This window comes from Streptomyces sp. NPDC102437 (genome assembly GCF_044765565.1).
GTDB lineage: Bacteria > Actinomycetota > Actinomycetes > Streptomycetales > Streptomycetaceae > Streptomyces.
The window spans coordinates 1-2,922 of sequence record NZ_JBIWKI010000131.1; the positions used below are offsets into that span (position 1 = coordinate 1).

The following is a 2,922-nucleotide window of genomic DNA, read 5'->3' on the forward strand; positions in this document are numbered from 1 at the left end:
GTTCCGGTCAGGGGCGCGCGGCCTACACCTGAAAACTGGGTGTGCGTCCGACCCACAGTCTGATCACGGTGTCTCATGAGACACCTCGCAGTCTGAAGAACGACGGCCACCGGACCGTGCTGCGTCGGACCTGCCCGGCTGCGCGCCCTGATCCGCCGCAGAAACCGCACCCGTGTGGTGCCGCCGGTGGGCCCCCTTGCCGGCGGCGGGGCAGGGCCACCGCGGAGGCCTCAGCCCGTGAAGTGCTGTGGGTCGCTGCCCGCACGCCGCCCGGACATAACGGATACAACGTGGTAAGTAAGGGGTGGGAGGTGCGCCGGTGACCGGTTTTCCGCTCCGTGACCGCATCGCGCTGGCGGCAGCCGTGGCCGGTCCGCTGCTTCTTGCCCTCGTCCTGGTGCCGTTCCGGGGCAGTGTGTCGAGCACGAACCTGGCCCTGATCCTGGTCGTGGCCATCGTCGCGGTCGCCGCTGCCGGCAACCGCCTGGCTGGCGGCCTGGCAGCCCTGTCCTCGGCTGCGTGGTTCGACTTCTTCCTCACCCGTCCCTACCAGAGCTTCAACATCAACCGCGGAGCAGACATCACCACGGCGGTCCTGCTGCTGGCAGTGGGCCTGACCGTATCGCAGCTGGCCGCCCGCGCCCGGCGGTTGGAGGTACTCGTCGTCACGGATGCCGACTACCTTGCCCGCGTTCACGACACCGCCCAGCTCACCCAGACCACCAGATCCGCCGACGCGGTGGTCGACCACGTCAAGCAGCAACTCACCGAGCTGCTACAGCTGCGCGGGTGCCGGTTCGAGTACGGCTCCCTCCTTGGCCACCCCGCCCGTCTTGAACAAGACGGCAATGTCACCGTCGGCCGCAAGCGCTGGAACGTTGAGCAGCGAGGCTGGCCCCAGCAAGAAATCGAACTGCGGGCCAGCGCAGGCGGCCGCTTCCAAGGCCGGTTCATGCTCACGCCCGCTCCAGATGCCCGCCCCGATCTCAAAGCCCGCCTGGTCGCCGTCACCCTCGCCGACCAGGCCGCTGCCGCCCTGGACCGGGCGGGGCCCAGTCCGCAGGAGCAGTAACCCCGGCCTCCTTCCGGTTGCACAGCCTGCTGCACCTGCCAGCGGATGAACTCCACTCTCCGGGCCTCGGGGATCGGTGGCCGGCAAGTCCCTCTCGCGCGTCGGCGGGGCCGCGCGCGGGCCGGGCCTGGTGCCCGGCCGTTTCTGAAGCGGGGGCCGGAGCACCGTCTTGAGGACATCCTGCCGCCCGGGCGCTGTACCCTGCCGCCGATCCGGCCCGCCGAGCCCGGCAGGCGCCGGGCGGCGGCGACGTGACCGGGGCGCCGGCTGCGAGGGGGGAACCCGGTCCCGCAGTCGGCACCGCTACCGAGCCGAAGCTCTAGATGTCCTGGATGGTGAAGCGCAGGGGCTCGCCCCCCCACAACGAAACGCAGACCATCGTCGGCGCTGGTGAGCGGACGGGGCTTGTCCTGGTAGATCTGCGAGATCTCGTACCAGTCCCCCTTGTCGAAGAAGACGACTTGGCCGTCCTTGTACGAGTAGACCTTCGCCCAGCCTTCTTTGGAGTCGAGGTAGTAACCCTCGTACTTGCCGCGGGTGGCCTGGAGATAGCCGCCCCAGTCCCCGTCCTTCGACCAACCGTCCACGAGCTTCATCCGGAACCTCTGGTCTTCGCTGTCGCTCGGGCCGAGGGACACGTCCCCACTGCTGATGATCAGTGACCCACTGCCGGTGATACGCACCAGATGGCCGGGGTGGTTGTAGTGCTCCAAGAGGAAGTCCCCTGTGCGCATGCGTCCCATGAGTGTTTCCTTTTCTCACGACAAGTCCCATCGCTGTCTCTCCATGGAGATGATGAACAAGCCGCTCACCATCCAAGATCACTCTTACGGGGGAGCCAGGTCCCGCCACGCGATGCGTGGTGGGACCGCCGCACCGGCGGGCTCACGCCTCGGCCTGCTCCGGGTCGCGCAGGGGCCCCAGCCCGCCGGGCATTCGGGCAGCAGGAACCAGTACCGGCCGAGCATGTTGATGCGGTGCTGGACAAACGTCCTCGTCGCGGACGTCGAAGCCGTCGGTGCTGTCCGCCACCACTTCGATCACGGCCGTGTTGCGGGCGGCGAGGGTGGGCAGGCCGTGCTGCATCCGAGCGCCTGTCCGGCCTCGACGAACTGCGTGCCCGCGCCCTCGTTTCCGCGGCGGCCCCTGGGAACCGGTGGCCGTCCCGACGAGGAACTGCCCCACCATCCCGCCTGAGACTCAGCGGCAGGGCGTCTCCGCCTTTGTGGCAGGCACTGTCGGCGAACACCCGCGCCGCGAGCCCGTCCGTGTCTCTGGTGCCAGGCCGTTCCCTGCGGACGGGGGAGTGGGTGGGCCGGCGGGCGCCCGCCGTAGGGCTCATGGGTGCGGCCCGGTCACCGTGGGGTGGCCGGGCCGTACCCGCTGTGCGTGCTGCCGCTTCTGCTGGGTTGCCAGGGTCTTCGGCTGCTGGGTGTGGTTAGGGGACGATCACGTTGAACGGCTGGTCGGCGTAGGCGCCGTTGACGCCGGTGTAGACGCCCAGCTTGCGCGCGTCCTTGCCGCAGACTGCGGACGGCTCCGTAGCCACTCGGATTTCCCCGTTCCACTTGGCGCCGGGGCCCAGGGTGGCCTGCGGCACGCTCTTGGCCCAGTCGATGCCCTCTGCGACGGTGACGCAGTAGCGGCCGGGGTTGACCTTGTCGACACGGACGACACCCTTGGCCCGCACCACCGTGGCGTCGGCCTTCACGACTGCAGCCGCCTGGGCGTACGGGGCGTTCGCGGGCCCCTGGGGGGGCCTTCACCCCTGATCTTGGACACTGGAGATAGTGGATCTTGAGGATCTGAGAGATGGACGTGTCGTGGTCATGAAGCACTATCCGCCGGAG

3 protein-coding genes are annotated in these 2,922 nt (G+C 69.0%); 1 reads left to right on the top strand and 2 read right to left on the bottom strand.

Annotated elements, in window-relative coordinates; all coding sequences use genetic code 11:
* Nucleotides 1-319: 319 nt before the first annotated feature.
* On the top strand, nucleotides 320-1,072 hold the full coding sequence (locus ACIRJP_RS42220; protein WP_404186497.1) for a DUF4118 domain-containing protein: 753 nt from the start codon (nucleotides 320-322) through the stop codon (nucleotides 1,070-1,072).
* An 885-nt stretch (nucleotides 1,073-1,957) separates the two neighbouring features.
* On the opposite strand, the gene ACIRJP_RS42225 is transcribed toward ACIRJP_RS42220, so the two are convergent.
* Together ACIRJP_RS42225 and ACIRJP_RS42230 are read right to left on the bottom strand one after the other, a co-directional pair.
* The gene (locus ACIRJP_RS42225) at nucleotides 1,958-2,158 is read right to left on the bottom strand and encodes a hypothetical protein (RefSeq protein ID WP_404186499.1); all 201 of its coding nucleotides are present in this window, start codon (nucleotides 2,156-2,158) and stop codon (nucleotides 1,958-1,960) included.
* Nucleotides 2,159-2,510: 352 nt separating this feature from the next.
* A complete protein-coding gene (locus tag ACIRJP_RS42230) occupies nucleotides 2,511-2,783 on the bottom strand; it encodes a hypothetical protein (protein WP_404186501.1) in 273 nt (90 codons plus the stop codon).
* Nucleotides 2,784-2,922: the final 139 nt, after the last annotated feature.

Bases quoted from the DNA above. Each gene is read 5' to 3' on its own strand.
- ACIRJP_RS42225 (WP_404186499.1), bottom strand. From the start codon at position 2,158: ATGCAGCACGGCCTGCCCACCCTCGCCGCCCGCAACACGGCCGTGATC.